We start from the raw sequence: 17,141 nt of genomic DNA, 5'->3' as shown, positions 1-17,141 counted from the left end.
GTTACTTATAGTATATCATATTTACACGATGATTTCCACTATTTTGTCATTTTTTAGACACCTCTTCATAATGAGATATCGGTACTTTGATGCTTGAAAATGCAATTTTCTATAATACAAAAAAAACGCCCGAATGGCGTATTTTTGATGATTTTACATAATTTCATGTTCATCAGGAAAGTTTTGCTACAAGGAGGTATGAACAAAGGCAATTGAAATTATGTAAAACTTAGTTAATTTCTTTAACTGGTTCTAGTATAACAGAGAAAGAAAATCTTTGCAACAACATTTTACATTTTATTTCAATTATTTTTATGTAAATTTTCATCACAATGTAAACACAGCAGCAAGCAAAAAAAAGACGCGCTTTGCGTCGATTAGTAATTGGTATCCTGACGATGATGATTCTCTTGGTTTTTCAGCAAGTAATGCTCGCGGATGTCCTCAGCGGTATAACCCAGGCGCTGAGCGATTCCCAGATAATAACCAAAGCACTGATGATAGTGCGCTAAATCAAAATGCTGATGAAAGTCTAAGCAAAGCTCATACATTTTTAGATAAGCATTTGTCAAATCCTCACTCGCTTCAATACTGGCAATATGATCCGAAGGATCTTTTAAATCAATGCCCAATGAGAGCAGGAAGTGAATTCCGTCAGCGTATTCCTCAAGAATTACGGGCGCCGGACTTGGCCCCTTAACGCTCCAAAATTTAAAGCAGCGGGTTTCATTCACACACTCGCCAAGCTCAACAAGCAAAGCTAAACGGCGGCGTATCGATGTCCCCTCACGAGTCAATGAAAATTTTTGATAGATTTCTTCGTCCAAGTCATTCTGCAGTTGATACAGATCATTAACCTTTAACTGCATGCTGCTGCTCCTTATATAATTTCAATGCGCAGGCAATTTGATCCGGACATGAAGTCTTTTTAAAACCGCACTGAATGCCTTCAAAGGCTTCAATCACTTCATCAATTGTCTTATTGCGTATTATGCTTGCAATCCCTTTAAGATTACCGTCACAGCCATTCATGACCTGTAAAGATTTTATAATGTCACCTTCAATTTCAAAGTCCATTCGGGTGGAACACACACCCTTTGTACGATATGAATATTTCTCCATAATTCCTCCTATTTTAATCGTTTCACAACCATCTGTGAAATAATACCCGTCACAATTCCGGTCGGCACACTCAGCAGCAGCAAAACCGGCAGATAGAATACCATCCGAATTTGGTTATACAAATAAACTGCCATTAAAATCTGACCGATGCAGTGAAAAGCACTGGCGCCGATACTGACACCGATCGGACTGAGCTTGACCTTATTATGCAGCAGAATCGCCATCGCTGTCGACAGTACCACGCCGCTTAATGAAAGCCAGAATACATGGCCGAGAATCGTACCCGTCAGTAAGCTGGAAATCATGACACGCATAAAATTAACAGTAATCATCGTTTTGCTGTCAAACTTGAATAAGGCGATCAGGCCGACGATATTCGCAAGGCCTAATTTAAAACCCGGTACGACAAATTCTGCCGGATTCCAAACCATGCCCTCAACGGTATGAAAAACAACGGATAAGGCAATCATCATTGCAACCATTGTCAATTTTTTAGTATTTCTCATGAACAACACTCCCGTTAATTAATTATACATGAGTTCAATTTAATTGCAATGAAAAAAGCAAGGCCGCTTCGCTTAAAGTGACCTTGCTTAACATTATTTCGCAGCTTTTACAGCTTGGTTAGCAGCTTCTACGATATCCTTGATACCGATTGTGCAGCCAGATAATACATCTTCAGAAACAGCTTTACCATTTTCATCCATTTCAATTTCAGTTGTATTATTTTCAACCATATAATTTTCTAAGAATTCAGCTTGTTCAAACCATTCCTTACCAATTGATGAAGCTTGCTTCATGTTATAAGCTTCCTTCAATTCCTTTTTGCTGTCAGAACCTTTATTCGCTTGGTCAATTGAAACCGCAGTCAACTTATCGCCCTCTAAAGTAACAGTAACTGTTGTCTTATCAGAATCTGTTTCAACTTCGCCTGTACCAGTTTTAGAAACCGGAGCAGTATTGCTGCTGCATCCAACTAATGCCAGCACCATTAATAATACGCTTAACTTTTTCATAAATAATACCTCCCGTAGGCTTTCAATATAGCACTCGGTATTATTCTGTGTCAATTGTATCGTTGCTATACACCTGAGCGATTTTTATTCACAATAAGTAATTCTTTCAGGCTTAAAAGTATCTTTCATTCCCTTTTGTTCCGCGGCATACCCCACCGCCACAACCGCTACCGGCAGCCATGCCTCAGGCAGATCGAACGCAGAGCGGAACGCGCTCATGCGGCTCTCATCGGGAGCAATCGCGCACCAGCATGTGCCAAGGTCAAGATCAACGGCACTCAGCAGTATATTCATGATGGCCGCCGAACAGTCACAATATATAAATGCATCTTTTTTAGTTATCGCTCTATCTCCGGATACGATGATTGCGCAGGGAGCTGTTTTCATCATATTCGTATATGGATGATAAGTCGGTATCTGCGTTAATTTTTCCCGGTTAGTTACCACTGTAAAATGCCAGGGCATCAAATTCATCGCACTTGGCGCCAGCATTGCGGCCTGCAGCAGTTCGTTGATTTTTTCCGGCTCTACCGGTTTGTTTTGATAACTGCGGATACTTCTTCTTTTTTTAATCGCTTCAATCATCAGAATTTCATGGCTGCTTCAATGGCACGATGCCAGCCTTCAAGCAGCTTACTCCTTTCTTCCTCATCAATTGTCGGCGTAAACTGACTGCCGCTCTTAAAATTATCGATAATCTCTTGTTTATCCTTCCAGAAGCCTACCGCCAGACCTGCCAGACAAGCAGCCCCTAAGGCGGTTGTCTCACTGATTAATGAACGGTGGACATCACAATTGGAAATATCGCTTTGAAACTGCATCAAGAAATCATTCTTACTGGCACCACCGTCAACCTTTAAAGCTGTCAGCTTCATGCCGGCATCCTTCTGCATCGCCTGCAGGACATCTTCAGTCTGATAGGCCAATGATTCCAAGGTAGCGCGGATGAGATGATCCTGACTTGTACCGCGGGTCAAGCCAAATATCGCACCCCGGCATGACGGCAGCCAATATGGCGCCCCAAGGCCCGTAAAGGCAGGCACCACATATACGCCATCGCTGCTTTTAACCGCCAGCGAACGGCGGTATGTCTCTGAAGAATCTTGAATGATTTTTAAGCCATCACGCAGCCACTGGATAGCTGCCCCGGCCACAAACACACTGCCCTCCAGCACATAGTTTATCTCGCTGCCGATTTTCCAGCCCGCGCAGGAAAGCAGGCCGTGCTTTGAATGAATAATCTGACTGCCTGTATTCATCAGCAGAAAACAGCCGGTACCATAAGTATTTTTAACACTGCCCGGCGCATAGCATGTCTGACCAAACAACGCTGCCTGCTGATCGCCGACCGCCGCTGCAATAGGAATCTGCACGCCAAACAAAGAAGCGTCACTCAAGCCATAGACACAGGAGGTATCCTTGATTTCAGGCAATAAACAGCGCGGAATATTCCATAGCTTAAGCAGTTCCTCATCATAATCAAGCGTATGCAGATTCATTAATAAAGTTCTTGACGCATTGCTGACATCCGTTACATGCACCTTGCCGCCCGTCAGCTTCCAAATCAGAAATGAATCCACTGTCCCAAAGCACAGCTCACCGCGCTCGGCTCTCGCCTGCGCCCCTTCCACATGATCCAAAATATAACGGATCTTGCTGGCGCTGAAATACGGATCTAAAACCAAGCCGGTTTTTTCAAAAAATAATGGCTCGTATCCCTTTTGCTTCATTTCCTGACAGTAGCAATCACTTTGCCGGCTCTGCCAGACAATTGCCATATAAATCGGCTGACCCGTTAATTTATCCCAAATGATCGTCGTTTCACGCTGATTGGTGATACCGATGGCCGCAACATCCTCCATTTTTAAATTAGCCGCAGCCACAGCTTCGCTGATGACCCCTACCGTTGAAGACCAAATCGTATTCGCATTCTGTTCGACCCAAGACGGCTGCGGATAAAAATTCTCACATTCCCGCTGAGCCGTTGCCTGCAGATTGCCATGCTTATCAAATAAAATCGCGCGGGTACTCGTTGTCCCCTGATCAATCGCTAAGATATATTTTTCCATGTTTACACCCTCTTGAATCAATTATAGCATAAAATCTTCTGTAACCGTTTACTGCATCCAAGAAAAAAATCCTGGGAATGATTACTCCCAGGATAATTTTTCTTCTTTTTTAACTTCCGGTTTAGCTTCTGCCTTCACTTCCGGCTCAGCGACAGCCTCTGTTTTTTCAGTTTCTTTTGGCGTCACTGCCGCTTTTACGGCCTCAACACTTTCCGGTGACAGCTTGATGCTGCGATTTACCTTCGCATCATAGGTCTGTCCTTTTAATACATCAGTAATATCAAAACCAGTCATTTCCTTTACTGATTCAATCGTCTGTGTCAAAACCTTAGTCACATTACTGGCTATGCCGGTCGTACCTTCACCGCTGCCGCCGTCCATTACAATAACCTTATCGATATTAGCCAACGGTTCAGCAATCGCAGCTGCCATCTGCGGCAATTGTTCAACAACCTTGCTGAGCATCGCAGCATTGTTAAACTGCTGATAAGCTTCGGCTTGTTTCTGCAGACTCTCCGCCTCCGCAATACCTTTTAAACGAATGGCTTCCGCCTCCGCGGCACCTGTCTGGCGAATAACCTCTGCCTCGGCAGCACCTTCCTTGCGTCTAGCTTCCGCCAGTGCTTCAGCCTTAGCGATTTCTTCATACTTATTAGCATCAGCCTCAAGCTGGCGCTGTGTCTTAGCCGCTTCCGCCGGCTTCAACACTGTCTCCTGCAATTCAATTTCCTTACGCAGTGCCTTCTGTTTAGCTAATTCAGTCGCCCTTTGCTGTTCCAGAATTTCCGCGTCTTTTTCTTTATCGATAACCATTTTACGGGTTGTTTCCTGCTGGATCTTATACGCTAAATCAGCTTCAGCGGTCTTTGTATCCTGCTCCTGCTTAAAGCTTGCAACCTGTACCGCCTGATTTTTGCGGGCTTCTTCAATCTTAACCTGCGCCTCGATCTTTGCCTGCTCACCAAGCCGTCTTGATTCAGCGGTTTTGATATCCGCTTCCTTCGCAGCCTCGGCCTCCGCAATCGTCGCATCCTTCTTCACTTCCGCGATTTTTTTAGCACCTAATGCCTTTAAGAAGCCGTTCTTATCATCAATATCCTTAATCGTTAAAACAACAATCTGCAGACCCATACGGCCTAATACATCTTCAGCTACATCTTCAACCTTGCTAGAGAACATATCACGATTCTTATAAATTTCTTCTACTGACATGGTAGCGATGATTTCACGCAGGTTACCTTCGATAACATCGGTAACCGTTGTACGGATATTGTCAACCGTTTTACTGATTGAAGCTGAGTCGAATTGTTCAACAGCCTTATAAATATTTTCCGGATTGTTGATAATTTTTACGACAGCCGTACCAGTAGTTGTAATTGGAACACCTTCACAGTCCATAACATCCTCAGTTGTAAATGTGATAGGAATGTTTTCCAATGATACAATATCAATTCTTTCAAAAAACGGAATGACTAATCCCGCTTTACCGGTAATGATTCTTTTTGTAAAGCCGGTGATGACGGCCGCTTTGTCCTGCGGTACTTTTCGCCAGCAAAGCGAAATCAGAATCAGCACAACAGCTATAACAAGAAGAATCGGCAATACTGACGCTAATGCTTCAAAAATTCTATTCATTCTCTTTACCCCTCTTTCTAAGTTGATATCATTATACAATATTCTTTTTTTGAAAATACTTTCTAAATTGTAATAATGACAAAAAGGTAATGAAATGATGAAAAGCGTTTATTTATGCAGCTGTCGGTCAATCCATATCATGATAACTTCGACGATATATGCCTGCTCTGCCTGACTTAATTCCTTATGCTTTGGGATACCATGCCATTTTTCAAGACAGCCGCGGCAGCACACAGCACACGCATGCTGAGCAATAAATACCGGATGACCCCGCATCGGCGTCTGTTTGCCATCATTGAGAGGTTCAGCGGCAGCTAACCGCTTGGCAACAAAATCCTCGGCATGGCGGCGAATGGTCGGCAAACCTTTTGCTTCAATATAAGCCAATTCTTTTGCCTTTAACTGAAAGCGGCTGCGAAACGCTGATCTCGATAAACGCGCAAATAATTCATCCATAGAACTTGGTGCTGACATAAACTCACTTCCTTTTTTTAAAAGAAAAACGGCATTGCGCCGCTTTCATTATTATTTAGTCATCCAGCTTTCGTCTTTTGGATCTTGTTTCCAAGCTTTCAGCTTTTCAAGATCCTCAGCCTTGATATAGTCAAGCTCTAATGCCGTTTCAATCAATGCGTCATAATTGCTTAATGTCACAAACGGGCAATCGATTGAGCCAAAGTTATTAACAGCATCCTGCAGCTGATAAGAGAAGATGGCTGCAACACCTAAGACAACCGCGCCAGCTTCACGCAGCGCTTCTACCACACCGATGCAGCTGCCGCCGGTTGAAATCAAATCTTCCACAACAACAACTTTCTGACCTGGCAGAACCCGGCCTTCAATCTTGTTTTCCTTACCGTGTGTCTTATTAGAAGAACGGACATAACCCATTGGGATACCCATAACATCAGCTGTCAAAGCTGCCATCGGGATACCTGCGGTCGCCGTTCCCATGATAACCTCAACTTCCGGATATGCCTTCTTGATTAAATCAACTAAACCATTTTTAACTAAATCTCTTTTTTCCGGAAAAGAGAGCACTAAACGATTGTCGCAATAAATTGGACTTTTGATGCCGCTTGCCCATGTGAAGGGTTCATTCGGTCTTAAAAAGACAGCCTTCACATCCAATAAGCTTTTCGCAATTTCCTTTTCAATCATCTTATTTCCCCTCCATTACCGCTTCAATCTGATGATAAGTAGCCAGCGGATCAGCACTCTTGGTAATTGAACGGCCGACAACGATTAGGTCACAGCCTTCTTCTTTCGCAACTTCTGGGGTTGCGACACGTTTTTGATCATCTTTAGAATCAGTTGCTAAACGAATACCCGGAGTCACAGTCAGGAAATCCTCACCGCATGCTTCATGAATTGCCTTAGCTTCTAATACTGAACATACGACACCGTCAAGACCGCTTTCCTTAGCCAGCTTCGCATACGCGATAACAACTTCTTTTAAATCACGTTCAATCAGCAATTCCTTTTCCATCGCTTCCTGAGAAGTAGAGGTCAGCTGAGTAACCCCGATACAAAGCGGACGTTTGCCATTTACTGCTCCCTCATGCAGTCCTTCGATAGCGGCTTTCATCATCGTGCTGCCGCCGGCACAGTGCAGATTTACAATATCGACATCCAGCTTCGCAAGATTTTTCATTGCCTGTTTTACCGTATTAGGGATATCGTGAAGTTTCAGATCAAGGAAAATCTTATGTCCCATGGCTTTAATTTCACGAACAATTTCAAAACCAAATGAATAAGTCAGCTCCATGCCGATCTTGACATAAATTGGTTCATTGAATTTTAATAAAAATTCATAAACTTCCTTTCTTGTTGAAAAGTCTAATGCTACGATTGTTTTACTCATTGTTGATGACTCCTTCCAGTTACTTCCTTTACGGAATTATATCCGTATTTTGCTAAAACACGAGGCAGATCCTCAATAATTTTGACACATGTCATCGGATCTTTGAAATTGGCAGCGCCAACTTCTACCGCACTCGCCCCTGCCACTAAGAATTCTACCACATCTTCCGCAGTTTCGATACCTCCAACACCAATAATCGGAATATTTACTGCCTGATATGTCTGATAAATCATGCGCAAAGCGACAGGCTTGATGGCCGGACCGCTTAAACCGCCGGTAAGATTAGCTAAAATCGGCTTGCCGGTGCGTTTATCAAAGCGCATGCCAAGCAATGTATTAATCATGACGATCCCATCAGCACCCGCTTCCTCAACCGCTTTGGCAATTGAGACGATATCGGTGACATTCGGTGACAGCTTCACATAGACAGGCTTCTTGCTGACTTCCTTAACTTTTCTAGTAAGCAGTGCCGCCGTATCCGGATCGGTGCCGAAAGCAGCCCCGCCGTGTTTTACATTCGGACAGGAAATGTTCAGTTCGATCACATTGACACAATCATGCTGTGAGATCCGTTTTGCCGTCTCTACATAATCTTCAACGCTGCTGCCCGCAACATTGGCCAATACCTCTACATCAAACTGCGCGAGCCATGGCAGCTCTTTCTCAATAATTACGTCAACCCCCGGATTTTGCAGACCGATGGCATTCAGCATACCGGCAGGTGTTTCGGCGATTCTTGGTGTCGGATTGCCAAACCGTCTCGCCAGCGTTGCTGATTTAATCGCAATCCCACCCAAACGGCTCAGATCATAAAGCTCATTGAGTTCATGGCCGAAGCCGCAGCAGCCTGAAGCTGGTATGATTGGATTCTTAAGATTTAAACCAGGCAGATTTACGGACAGATCCATTACAGCCCCACCTTTCCTATTTCAAATACCGGACCTTCTTTACAGATTCGGTAATAAATTGTTTCATCCTTTTTATCTTTGCAGACACAGCCCATGCAGGCGCCGATGCCGCATGCCATTCTCGCTTCAAAAGAAGTATAGCCTTTTGTATAACGGTTTTCAATGGCTTTCAGCATCGGCATCGGTCCGCATGAATATACAAAATCAAGATCGATTTTGGCCGCATCAACCGCATCTAAAACAGTTCCTTTAATACCTTTGCTGCCATCCATGGTAGCCAGCAGCACCTCACAGCCCAATGCCTTAAATTCTTCCTCATAGAAACAAGCCGCTGATGAATTGAAGCCTAAGGCCACAACCACTCGTTTATTCAAACGCCGATACTGCTTAGCTACCTCATACAGCGGCGGCACACCAACGCCGCCCCCCATAATCAATACCGCAGGTAATTCTTCATGAATCGGATAGCTGCTGCCCAGCGGACCAAAAACATTCAGTTCCATACCGCTTTTCATCGCCGACAGCAATTCAGTTCCTTCGCCTACGACTTTATAAATAATCGTATAACTTGTTTCATCAATGCTGCAGATGGAAATCGGCCGGCGGAGGAAGTGCTCCGCCACCTTGATATTCACAAACTGTCCAGGCTTCATTTCATGAGTCAGCGCTGATTCAATTACCATTTTATATGTATCTTCACTAATCAATTCATTGCTGATTATCTTCCCGCAATCTTCTCTCATTTTATCCCTCCAGATCATTCATGGATATTGTCGCAAAGCTGCGTGCTTCTATAATACTTGCAATCGCATTCGCTGTATCCAGTGATGTAAAGCATGGAATATTATTTTCCGCAGATACACGGCGGATCAGGAAGCCATCCTGCGCTACTGAGCGCTTGATGCTCATCGTATTAACCACATAGCTGACCTTCCCCTGACGGATTACATTCAATACGTTATTCTCATCCTCATCGCTGATTTTCGCTACGGTATGCACACAAAGACCATGCTCGCGCAGATAATTTCCGGTACCTTCAGTCGCAAAGATACCAAAGCCAAATTCATTAAAGCGTCTAGCCAGCGCCAGTCCCTCTTCTTTATCCTCATCGGCCACCGTCATCAGCACATTGCCATTCAGTGATACCTTGATGCCAGAGGCAATCAGCGCTTTATAAAGTGCCTTTTCTAATGTGGCGTCACTGCCCAGCGCTTCACCGGTTGATTTCATTTCCGGACCTAAGGTTGTATCAACAGAACGCAGCTTCGCAAAAGAGAATACCGGTGCTTTGACATAAGTCCGTTTGCTTTCTTTGCAGATGCCTTCCGTAAAGCCTAAGTCTTTCAATTTACAGCCCATAACTGCCTGTGTTGCCAGATGCGCCATCGGAATATTAGTAATCTTGCTTAAGAAAGGCACAGAACGGCTTGAACGCGGATTTACTTCCAGCACATAGACTGTTTCATCCTGATCGACGATGAACTGAATATTAAATAAGCCGATAAAGTTAAAGCCATGGCCGATGCGAATCGTATAATCAACGATCTGATCTTTAACCTTCTGACTCAGCGTTGGCGCCGGATAAACGGCAATCGAGTCACCGGAGTGAATGCCGGCCCGCTCAATATGCTCCATGATGCCTGGAATCACAACCGTTTCACCATCGCAGATGGCATCGATTTCACATTCCTTACCGATAATATACTTATCAACCAAAATCGGCGCGTCATGACTGATTTCTTTTACCGCCGTTGCCATGTATTCACGCAGATCACTTTCCACATGCACGATTTCCATCGCCCTGCCGCCTAATACATAAGAAGGCCGTACAAGCACCGGATAACCAATGCGCTGAGCAATCTCAACAGCAGCCTCTACTTCTGTGGCTGTTTCACCGCGCGGCTGACGAACCTTCAACTGCTGAAGCATCGCTTCAAATTCATGACGATCCTCAGCCCGGTCAATATCCTCTAAGGATGTACCAAGAATACGGATACCGCGTTCTACCAGTTTATCAGCCAGGTTAATTGCTGTCTGACCGCCAAACTGTACGATAACCCCCAGCGGCTGTTCTAAGTCAAGAACATTCATTACATCCTCAACCGTTAATGGTTCAAAATAAAGCTTGTCAGAAATTGAGAAATCCGTAGATACCGTCTCTGGATTATTATTGATAACAATTGCCTCATAGCCCATCTCTCGTAACGTCTGCACACAATGCACCGTCGCATAATCAAATTCAACACCCTGACCGATGCGGATCGGCCCGGAACCTAATACGACAACCTTTTCACGATCCGAGCGGAATGATTCATTCTCCTGCTCATAAGTCGCGTAGTAATAAGGCGTTGCGGAAACAAATTCTCCGGCGCATGTATCAACCATTTTAAATACCGGAATCAAGCCATGCTGTTTTCTGAACTCGGCTACCTTCAGCTCATCACAGTTCCAAAGCCGGGCAATCGTACTGTCAGCAAAACCGTTTCGCTTCGCATTTCTTAAAACCTCTTGATCCATGACATTTTCTTTTAACGCTGTCTCAATACTTAAGATATGAGCAATCTTATGCAGGAAGAAACGATCAATCTTAGTTAATGCAAACAAGGATTCAATATCCGCTCCCTTGCGCATCGCTTCAGCAATCGCCATCATCCGTTCATCATCATTAATCTTTATCTTTTCAATCAGCTCATCCATCGTACAATGCTTTAATTCCTTGTACTCTAAGTGATCCGTTTTCATTTCAAGTGAGCGCACTGCTTTTAATAAAGCTTCCTCGAAGTTGCGGCCAATTGACATAACCTCACCTGTTGCCTTCATCTGGGTACCTAAATGACGGTCAGCATGCGGGAATTTATCAAAAGGAAAGCGCGGGAATTTGCAGACGATATAGTCAATAGCCGGCTCCGTACATGCGTAGCTGCTCTTAGTAACCGGATTAATAATTTCATCTAATGTCAAGCCTACGGCAATTTTGGCAGCAATTTTGGCAATCGGATAACCAGTCGCTTTGCTGGCCAGCGCACTTGAACGTGATACGCGTGGATTTACTTCAATAACATAGTAGTTAAAGCTTTCCGGATCTAACGCCAGCTGAACGTTACAGCCGCCGCAGATTTTTAAAGCTCGGATTATTTTTAATGATGCGTTGCGCAGCATTCCTACTTCACGGTCAGTTAATGTCTGGGTCGGTGCCACAACGATTGAATCACCGGTATGAATGCCCACTGGATCAACATTTTCCATGTTGCAGACAACAATTGCATTATCATTGCTGTCACGCATTACTTCATATTCAATTTCTTTATATCCGGCAATACTCTTTTCAATCAGACATTGATGAACCGGTGATAATTTTAAACCATTCGTCGCGATATCTCTAAGCTCAGTCTCATCATCTGCGAAACCACCGCCGGTGCCGCCTAAGGTAAAGGCTGGCCGAACAACCACCGGATAACCGATCTGATTCGCATAATCAACCGCTTCCTCAACAGTATGTACAATGGTGCTGTCAGGAATTGGTTCACCGATTTCAAGCATCAGATTACGGAACTTTTCCCGATCCTCCGCCTTTTCGATTGCATCTAATTCAGTGCCTAGGATTTCTACATTATATTGGTCAAGCACACCTGCTTCACTTAATTCCACGACAAGATTCAAACCTGTCTGACCGCCTAAACTGCCAAGAATTGCATCCGGACGCTCTTTGCTGATAATTCGGCTTGCAAATTCAAGCGTCAATGGTTCAATGTATACTTGATCGGCAATAACGGTATCCGTCATAATCGTAGCCGGGTTGCTGTTGATTAATACTACCTCATACCCTTCCTCACGAAGTGATGTACATGCCTGAGTACCGGCATAATCAAACTCAGCCGCCTGACCGATAACGATCGGCCCGGAACCAATAACCAGAATCTTCTTTATATCTGTACGCTTAGGCATTTTTAATCCCTCTTTCTTTCAATAAGTCTAAGAATTCATCAAATAAATAGCTGCATTCGCTGTTACCCGGCGCTCCCTCCGGATTAAAGCATACACCAATCTGATGATTTCGCTTAAAGCCTTCAACACTGCCGTCATTCAATGCAGAATAAAGCAATTCACAGTCAGCCGGCATCGCTTTATCAATTTCATAGCCATGATTTTGTGATGTAAATTCAATGCGGTTATTACGATGATTGCGGACTGGAATACTGCTGCCATGATGACCGCTCTTCATCTTGCTGACCTTAATGCCTGCGGCCAATGCCATTACCTCAGCACCTAAACCGATACCCAGCATAGCCGTATTTTCACATGCCCTAATCATTTCAATCGCTTCTGTGCAGTCAGCCGGATCACCGGGACCGCTTGATAGTACAATGCCTTCTGGGCGGAATGCCATAATCTCATCGATGCTTGATGTGCATGGCACTACCAACACATCACAGTCACGTTCAGAGAGTTCACGGATCACCCCGTATTTGCAGCCAAAATCAACCAATACCAGCTTATGACCGCGGTTAGGGATTGGGAAAGGACGCGGAGTTGTTACCCGTGCGCTCAAGCATTTTTCTAACGTACTTTGTTTCAGTTCTGCCTTCATCGCTTCAAGCTGCTTTTCATCATCGCAGAAACTGGCTTTCATAACCCCCTCATCACGAATCTTTCTGACAATCGCGCGTGTATCCACGCCGGCAATGCCGGGAATCTTTTTCTGTTTCATAAACTCATTCAGGCTCTGATCACAGCGGAAATTACTGCCTTCATCACAGCATTCACTCACTACCAGTCCATAAAGCATCGGAATCATACTTTCAAAATCATCACGGTTGATCCCGACATTACCTATCATCGGAAAGGTACAAACGATAATTTGACCGCAATAAGCACTGTCAGTCAGCATTTCCTGATAGCCGGACATCGCGTTAGTGAAAATAAGTTCACCTGTTTTAAATTCATCACTGCCAATTGCTGTTCCCTCAAAGACACAGCCATCTTCCAACACTAAGTAACGTTTCATGCTTTCTCTCCTTCAAACGCAGCTTCAAAAGCTCGTTTTAATACCGCTTTTCTAACTAACACACCATTCTCCATCTGTTTAAAAATCCTTGATTTTTCAGCTTCTACCAAGTCGCTGTCAATTTCAACGCCGCGATTAACAGGCGCCGGATGCATCAAGATCGCGTTTTTTTTCATGCGGCCGTAACGCTCTTTTGTCAGACCGTATTTAGCCAGATATTCTTCTTTGCTTAACTGCATATGTTCAGCGTGGCGCTCATGCTGAATCCGCAGCAGCATTACGACATCGGCCCATTCCACTGCCTCGTCAATCGTTATCGTTGGTTTATCTTCAGGCAGCCAAACCTCATAGCCGCCAAAACGCACCTCAGCGCCCAGTCTTGTTAAGGCGTCATAATTGCTGGCAGCTACCCGCGAATGATTAATGTCACCGATAATTGCTACTTTAAGACCTTTAAAGGTGCCAAATTCTTCTAACATCGTATACAAATCAAGCAAACACTGAGTTGGATGATTCCCGCAGCCATCACCGGCATTAAGAATAGGGATATTTATACCTTCCAATTCCTTAAAATATTCATCCTGTGTGTGCCGAATCACTACAGCATCATATCCGATTGCTTCAAAGGTTTTAACTGTATCATATAAGCTCTCACCCTTGGCAACTGATGATGTTGACGCGTTGAAGTCGATTGTTTTGCATCCTAACTGCAGTTCAGCACTGGCAAATGAATAGTGGGTACGGGTACTTGGTTCAAAAAAAGATTAGCAACTAACTTAGGTTTAGAAAATTGCCAATCTCGATATTCTTTTGAGAACTTCAAAGCATCCGCCAAAATGGCGATAATTTCTTCTTCAGATAAACTACTCATCGTCAGCAGACTGTTTTTATTCATCGTATTTCCTCCTTACTATAAAGAAAAGGCCCATTGCGTATGCAAAAGGACCTCATTAGGAGTATCTTGCTCTTACCCTTCATAACCTCTCTGGATTATCTTAAAGGACCTTTTCTTTCTAACATAATAACAAATTCATCGATAAAATTCAACAGGTAATCGCAAAATTGCATGAGCAGTGTACTTTGGATCATTTGTGCAATTAATAGAAAAAAACGTGAACATCGCAAATAAATAATTTGCTTATCCCACGTTTTTCTATTAATTTATCACTTTTACTTTGTCTAATTATATAAATATTTTATACGCTAAGACTTTAAACGGATTAGCTTTCAAATCACTCAATTTTCGTAGGCATAGTAACTGTCACATAATTACCATTATTTAACTGAGTAATGTTGATTGTATAAGTATCTGTAACCTGGTCGTATTCACATTTATCTAATATTACCTTTGACTCCCAAGTTGTATGAACATTCAAGTCAAACACTTTACCTAACCAAGAAACTTTATTATCTACAAAATCTTCAGGTATTGCTCTATATATGTTTGTTCTTCTTGATTCTCCCTCATGGCATGTACATTTTGTGAAAATCTCTACTGTATTCGCTTTTGAAAGATCAACTGATGAATTTAATTCAACTTCTAATACTCCATTTTCAATAAACATGGCTGTGAAAGATGTCGAAACATTATCCACATTTGTTTTAAAAGAAATATTTAATGAACCTTTAGCTAATAAATCATCATTATTATTCAAAGCACGTATTTCTATGGTCAAAACATTTAATGACTGAATAGTTTCTATTGGGGGTATAGTTACTAATTCTTCTAATGTGACTTTGTCAATATCCTCAGTTCCTTCACTGTACATAGTAAGTAATTCGTATCCATAATTGTTCAATAAAACAAATTCATAATTTTCTGCTTCCTCATAAGGAGTGAATGTAATTGTATGTTCACCAGAACCATTAGGTTTTAACGAAATTTCACCTAAATCTTTCACATTATCTTCGCTAGTTGTTGAAATTGTCGGAGCTATAAAGCTGCCATCTGTGAATTTATCACTGATTGCTTTTATATGATTATCTTTATCTTCTTTAAGTGTACTTCCACTTAAATTCCAGGTCTTGCCATCACTGCTGAAATCTTTTTCCTTTACTATTTCAACAAGTCCAGCGATTGACTCTAACCCTTGAATATTTGTAGCTTTCAAATAGGTTAAATTTGCAAATCTCGCAGCAGATTCATTCCAAAATACATTAAAGTCAGTGATTGATGTTGAAGAAATATCCAATGTTGTTAAATTGGATAAACCTGCTATTGCACTTAATGCTGTAATACCCTTGTTATTTGATAAGTTTAACTCATTTAATGAGGTAAGATTGGCTAATGCGCCTAAACGATCATCATTTGTTTCTGTTGTTAATCTATTATTTGAAATATCAAGCTTTTCAAGATTTGTCAATCCTACTAATCCGCCTAATTCTGAAATTCCTGTTCCAGATAAATTCAGTTCCTTCAAACCGGTAAACATGGTTAAAGCACCAGTGCTGATGTCATACTGACTAGTATTTTCACCCGATAAATCTAGTTCTGTTATACTCTTATAGTAATTGTTCAATGTATCTAATGTGTCTGTCAAAGAACTATCTGTAACCGCAGCAGCGCTTAATTCACTCTGATAATAGGCAGCTGTAATTACAGTATCCCAATCCATATTTAAATTAGATTCCTGTATATTTTGCAATCTACCCTTTGCTTGTGTTGCTAAATCAACTAAACTGTTATACTTGATTGTAACTGTTTTTTCGATTCCGTTGGTACCCTTTTTCACCTTGATAGTACGGTTTGGTGTTACATCAGCTTTCATCCAGAAAACAAATTTACCTTCACCAGCACCTACTGTTGCTGCTTCCGCAACATCAGCTTCTGTAAATGCATACCAACCATTGCCAGTATCTACGCTGAGTCCAATAATCGATGATTCCCCGGTATCTAAAACAAAACCAATCCATTTACCTTCACCTTGTTCTGTATTTGATGAAGCATAGGATTCAAGCGTATTGTTTGAACGTACTTTATATACATTATCTTCAAATTTAACAGTGATCGCATTCTGATTCTTTACAGCTGCTTCAGGTGTTGATAATCCAGTGATTTTTTCAACAGTCAATTTATTTACAGTCGGTCTTGTCTCACTGCCGCCGCTTGAAGAACCACCAGTTGATCCACCAGTTGAAGGTTTATTTACCTCTGGTGCTTGCTCAACATCCTTGCCTGTTTCTACATTCTTGATAACCGTATCCTTGCCAGCTTCTACGCCGTCGACATTAGCTTCTACCTTGTTGACAGTTCCTTTTCCATCGATGCTTACTGGTGCGTCAGCTGTTAATGTTCCTACCGTACTGCCTTTTGATACTTCAATGGCTGTATCTTTTGCACTTTCGGTTACTACAACATTCTTAACATCAGCATTTACCTTGATTTGTGTATCAGTCTTTACTTCAAGGCTTTCTACCGGTGCCTGAATGTCGATACTTGCATATGTCCGTGTACTTACTTCCTGTGCTGGAACTTCAATCACGATTTCACCTTTGGTTGTTGATTGTACTTCAATTTTCTCT

The 17,141-nt window shown here is 42.6% G+C and carries 15 protein-coding genes and 1 pseudogene; all 16 read right to left on the bottom strand.

All coding sequences use genetic code 11. The annotated features are described in order from the left end of the window. Window positions 1-377 precede the first annotated feature (377 nt). Window positions 378-869, bottom strand: coding sequence for a dUTP diphosphatase (locus DAHG_RS14560; protein ID WP_022939082.1), 492 nt, complete (start codon window positions 867-869; stop codon window positions 378-380). After that, window positions 853-1,122: a TIGR03905 family TSCPD domain-containing protein gene (locus DAHG_RS14555; protein ID WP_022939081.1), complete on the bottom strand. Its 270-nt coding sequence runs from the start codon at window positions 1,120-1,122 to the stop codon at window positions 853-855. The genes DAHG_RS14560 and DAHG_RS14555 overlap by 17 nt, the downstream gene beginning before the upstream one ends. Window positions 1,123-1,130: 8 nt before the next feature. Continuing rightward, a complete protein-coding gene (locus DAHG_RS14550) occupies window positions 1,131-1,628 on the bottom strand; it encodes a Gx transporter family protein (RefSeq protein ID WP_022939080.1) in 498 nt (165 codons plus the stop codon). A gap of 93 nt (window positions 1,629-1,721) precedes the next feature. Further along, window positions 1,722-2,138 (bottom strand): hypothetical protein, encoded by a 417-nt coding sequence (locus DAHG_RS14545; protein WP_022939079.1) that lies wholly within the window; start codon window positions 2,136-2,138, stop codon window positions 1,722-1,724. Between the two features lie 84 nt (window positions 2,139-2,222). Next, window positions 2,223-2,723 carry a nitroreductase family protein gene (locus DAHG_RS14540; protein WP_022939078.1) on the bottom strand — a complete coding sequence of 167 codons (501 nt, stop codon included), beginning with the start codon at window positions 2,721-2,723 and terminating at the stop codon, window positions 2,223-2,225. Next, window positions 2,723-4,207 carry a glycerol kinase GlpK gene (gene glpK / locus DAHG_RS14535; RefSeq protein WP_022939077.1) on the bottom strand — a complete coding sequence of 495 codons (1,485 nt, stop codon included), beginning with the start codon at window positions 4,205-4,207 and terminating at the stop codon, window positions 2,723-2,725. Before glpK ends, DAHG_RS14540 begins: the two co-directional genes overlap by 1 nt. A gap of 81 nt (window positions 4,208-4,288) precedes the next feature. Continuing rightward, entirely contained in the window at window positions 4,289-5,842 is a 1,554-nt protein-coding gene (locus DAHG_RS19850; RefSeq protein WP_022939076.1) for a flotillin family protein, read from the bottom strand. Window positions 5,843-5,950: 108 nt separating this feature from the next. Next, window positions 5,951-6,316 (bottom strand): DUF4186 domain-containing protein, encoded by a 366-nt coding sequence (locus DAHG_RS14525; protein ID WP_022939075.1) that lies wholly within the window; start codon window positions 6,314-6,316, stop codon window positions 5,951-5,953. A 51-nt stretch (window positions 6,317-6,367) separates the two neighbouring features. Beyond that, window positions 6,368-7,003, bottom strand: a complete 636-nt coding sequence (pyrE, locus tag DAHG_RS14520; RefSeq protein ID WP_022939074.1) for an orotate phosphoribosyltransferase — start codon at window positions 7,001-7,003, stop codon at window positions 6,368-6,370. Between the two features lies 1 nt (window position 7,004). Then, complete coding sequence (gene pyrF, locus DAHG_RS14515) at window positions 7,005-7,706, bottom strand: orotidine-5'-phosphate decarboxylase (protein WP_022939073.1); 702 nt, start codon at window positions 7,704-7,706, stop codon at window positions 7,005-7,007. Further along, window positions 7,703-8,614 (bottom strand): dihydroorotate dehydrogenase, encoded by a 912-nt coding sequence (locus DAHG_RS14510; protein ID WP_022939072.1) that lies wholly within the window; start codon window positions 8,612-8,614, stop codon window positions 7,703-7,705. The genes pyrF and DAHG_RS14510 overlap by 4 nt, the downstream gene beginning before the upstream one ends. Continuing rightward, window positions 8,614-9,357, bottom strand: a complete 744-nt coding sequence (locus DAHG_RS14505; RefSeq protein WP_022939071.1) for a dihydroorotate dehydrogenase electron transfer subunit — start codon at window positions 9,355-9,357, stop codon at window positions 8,614-8,616. The genes DAHG_RS14510 and DAHG_RS14505 overlap by 1 nt, the downstream gene beginning before the upstream one ends. Window position 9,358: 1 nt before the next feature. Further along, window positions 9,359-12,559: a carbamoyl-phosphate synthase large subunit gene (gene carB, locus DAHG_RS14500; RefSeq protein ID WP_022939070.1), complete on the bottom strand. Its 3,201-nt coding sequence runs from the start codon at window positions 12,557-12,559 to the stop codon at window positions 9,359-9,361. Beyond that, entirely contained in the window at window positions 12,552-13,619 is a 1,068-nt protein-coding gene (locus DAHG_RS14495; RefSeq protein WP_022939069.1) for a carbamoyl phosphate synthase small subunit, read from the bottom strand. Before DAHG_RS14495 ends, carB begins: the two co-directional genes overlap by 8 nt. After that, window positions 13,616-14,514, bottom strand: a pseudogene (locus DAHG_RS19845) (aspartate carbamoyltransferase catalytic subunit). Before DAHG_RS19845 ends, DAHG_RS14495 begins: the two are co-directional and overlap by 4 nt. Window positions 14,515-14,851: 337 nt before the next feature. Beyond that, a partial coding sequence (locus tag DAHG_RS14485; RefSeq protein WP_187118765.1) for a leucine-rich repeat domain-containing protein occupies window positions 14,852-17,141 on the bottom strand: 2,290 nt, incomplete at its 5' end.

It is taken from the genome of Dielma fastidiosa (genome assembly GCF_000313565.1).
GTDB lineage: Bacteria > Bacillota_I > Bacilli_A > Erysipelotrichales > Erysipelotrichaceae > Dielma > Dielma fastidiosa.
This window is presented reverse-complemented; position numbering and strand designations above follow the sequence as displayed.